The sequence below is a fragment of the Actinosynnema sp. genome (assembly GCF_052038725.1).
Genome location: NZ_JBQGCX010000667.1, coordinates 1 through 3,125, shown reverse-complemented (window position 1 = coordinate 3,125; position 3,125 = coordinate 1). Strand labels below are relative to the sequence as shown.

Sequence of the window (3,125 nt, the reverse complement as noted above, 5' to 3'; positions counted from 1 at the left end):
GCACCGGTGCGTGCGGCTGTCGGTGACCACGCGGCTCGGGTACGCGCGCAACCGGGCGGCGCTGGCCGGGTCGGCGGTGGAGCAGGCCAGGGCGGCGCTGCCGGGGCGCAGCGGGCGGCACCTGGAGGTGCTGGAGCGCAGGCTGTACGAGGCCGAGGTGGTGCGGGACGCGGCGGTGGGCGAGCGGGACCGGCTCACCGGGGTGCTGGAGGGCGGGTTGGCCAGGGTGGCCGAGCACGCGCCCTACCGGTACCGGTACCACCTGGACGACCTGAACAGGTGGGTCGGGGCGCTGGTGGACCCGGAGTCGCCGCTGGAGGAGCTGCTGGAGCACCTGCACCCGCTGGCGGTGCGGCAGGCGCGGGACTGGCGGGGGCGGTTGACCTCGCCGCAGCGGTGCGCGAAGTGGCTGCTGCGGCAGCAGCACCGGATGACGACGGTGCTGGACGCGGTGTACGCGACCCGGAACCTGACGCTGCACGCCGGGGTGTTCCACGGGGCGGCGGACACGGTGCACGGGGTGGGGGCGGTGCTGGTGACGGACCTGGTGCTGGAGGTGCTGGGGAACTGGTACAACACGGCGGCCCCGGCGAGCGGGGAGGGCGGGGACGCCGGGGACGCCGGGGAGGGCGGGGAGGCCGAGGGCGCGGCTGCGGACCTGGGCGCGGTGGCGCCCGCCGGGGTGATCGCGGCGCTGGCCCGGCGGCAGGGCCGGGTGCTGGCCGGGCTGTCGGCGGGGCAGGACCCGAGCGGACTGGACTTCGAGCGGCTCACCGGGCCCCACGTCGCCCCGTGGGAGGGCTGAGCGCTCGGGCGCCGCCGCACCTCCGCTGAGCGGGAGCCGCAGGTCACCGATGTGCCACCGCTGAGCGGAAGCCCAGGGTCACCGGTGCGCCACCGCTGAGCGGAAGCCCGCACACGTCCCGAAACCCCTGGGAAGAAGGTCACGGGAAGGCCCTCCGAGGGTTCCCGCGACCACGCCGGGAGAGCACCCTCTCACCCCCCGTGACCAGCGGTTGAGCGCCTTGGCCGGGCAAGTGCGGACCACTGGTCCCGGCCCGCGCGGGCCCTCCGGCCCTGTGTCCGCCGACCCGCAGGCGGAACGATTCAGGTGGGCACGGAGCTAAGGGGTGCATGATCATGACGGCGGTCTCCGCAGGACTCGGACTCGACGCCTGGAGCGGCTTCAAGGGCGGCGCTTGGCGCGACTCGATCGACGTCCGCGGGTTCATCCAGGACAACTACGCGCCGCACCTGGGCGACTCGGCCTTCCTGAGCGGGCCGACCGAGCGCACCACCGGGCTGTGGCGGGACCTGTCCGGCCTGTTCGCCGAGGAGCGCAGGCGCGGGATCCTGGACGTGGACCGGCACACGCCGTCCACCATCACCTCGCACCGGCCCGGCTACCTGGACAAGGCGCAGGAGCTGATCGTCGGGTTGCAGACGGACGCGCCGCTCAAGCGGGCGATCATGCCCAACGGCGGGCTGCGGATGGTGGAGAACAGCCTGGCCGCGTACGGCTACGAGCTGCCCGCGTCGGTGCGCGAGGTGTTCACCAAGTACCGCAAGACCCACAACGACGGCGTGTTCGACGCGTACACCCCGGCGGTCATGCGCGCGCGCCGCGCGGGCGTGATCACGGGCCTGCCGGACGCCTACGGGCGCGGCCGGATCATCGGCGACTACCGGCGGGTCGCGCTGTACGGCGTGGACCGGCTGGTGCAGGTCAAGAAGGACGAGCGGGCCGCGCTCAACGAGGTGCCGTCCAGCGAGGACGTGATCCGCGAGCGCGAGGAGATCGCCGAGCAGATCCGGGCGCTGGGCGAGCTGAAGGAGATGGCCGCCTCGTACGGCGGCGACGTCTCCCGGCCCGCGGCGACGGCGCGCGAGGCCGTGCAGTGGGTGTACTTCGGCTACCTGGCGGCGGTGAAGGAGCAGAACGGCGCGGCCATGTCGCTCGGCCGGGTCTCGACGTTCCTCGACGTGTACTTCGAGCGGGACCTCGCGTCGGGCGCGCTGACCGAGGAGGGCGCGCAGGAGCTCGTCGACGACCTGGTGATCAAGCTGCGGATCGTGCGCTTCCTGCGCACCCCCGCCTACGACCAGCTGTTCTCGGGCGACCCGACGTGGGTGACCGAGTCGATCGGCGGCATGGGCGAGGACGGGCGCCCGCTGGTGACCAAGTCCAGCTTCCGGTTCCTGCAGACCCTGTACAACCTCGGGCCCGCGCCGGAGCCGAACCTGACGGTGCTGTGGTCGCCCGCGCTGCCCGAGGGGTTCAAGCGGTACTGCGCGCGGGTGTCGGTGGACACCAGCTCGATCCAGTACGAGAACGACGAGCTGATCCGGCCGCAGTTCGGCGACGACGCGGCGATCGCCTGCTGCGTGTCCCCGATGCGGGTGGGCAAGCAGATGCAGCTGTTCGGCGCGCGGGCCAACCTGGCGAAGGCGCTGCTGTACGCGATCAACGGCGGCCGGGACGAGGTGACCGGCGAGCAGATCGGGCCGGAGTTCCCGGCGATCACCGGCGACGTGCTGGAGATCGGCGAGGTGCGGGCCGCGTTCGACAGGATGTCGGACTGGCTGGCCCGGACCTACGTGGACGCGCTGAACGTCATCCACCACATGCACGACAAGTACGCGTACGAGCGCATCGAGATGGCGCTGCACGACAGCCCGGTGCAGCGGATGCTCGGCTGCGGCATCGCGGGGCTGTCGGTGGCCGCGGACAGCCTGTCGGCGATCGAGCACGCGGTGGTCCGGGTGGTGCGGGACGAGACGGGGCTGGCGGTCGACTACGAGGTCGAGGGCGACTTCCCCAGGTACGGCAACAACGACGACCGGGCGGACTCGATCGCGGCCGGGCTGGTGCGGGACTTCATGGAGAAGGTGCGCAGGTACCCGGCGCACCGGGGGGCGCTGCACACCCAGTCGGTGCTGACGATCACCTCGAACGTGGTGTACGGCAGGCACACCGGGAACACGCCGGACGGTCGGCGGGCCGGGGAGCCGTTCGCGCCCCGCGCGAACCCCAAGAACGGCAGGGCCCACCGCGGGCTGGTCGCGGCGGCGCGGTCGGTGTCGCAGCTGCCCAACGCGGACGCGCGCGGCGGGATCTCGCTGAC

Annotated in this window: 2 protein-coding genes; both read left to right on the top strand. The window is 73.1% G+C overall.

What is annotated here, in order from left to right; all coding sequences use genetic code 11:
• Positions 1 to 805, top strand: an 805-nt coding sequence (locus tag ACTUAL_RS14035; protein ID WP_440900547.1) for a hypothetical protein, incomplete at its 5' end; no start/stop codon positions are given.
• A gap of 335 nt (positions 806 to 1,140) precedes the next feature.
• Positions 1,141 to 3,125: formate C-acetyltransferase (gene pflB, locus ACTUAL_RS14030; RefSeq protein WP_440900546.1), on the top strand; the 1,985-nt coding region annotated here is incomplete at its 3' end.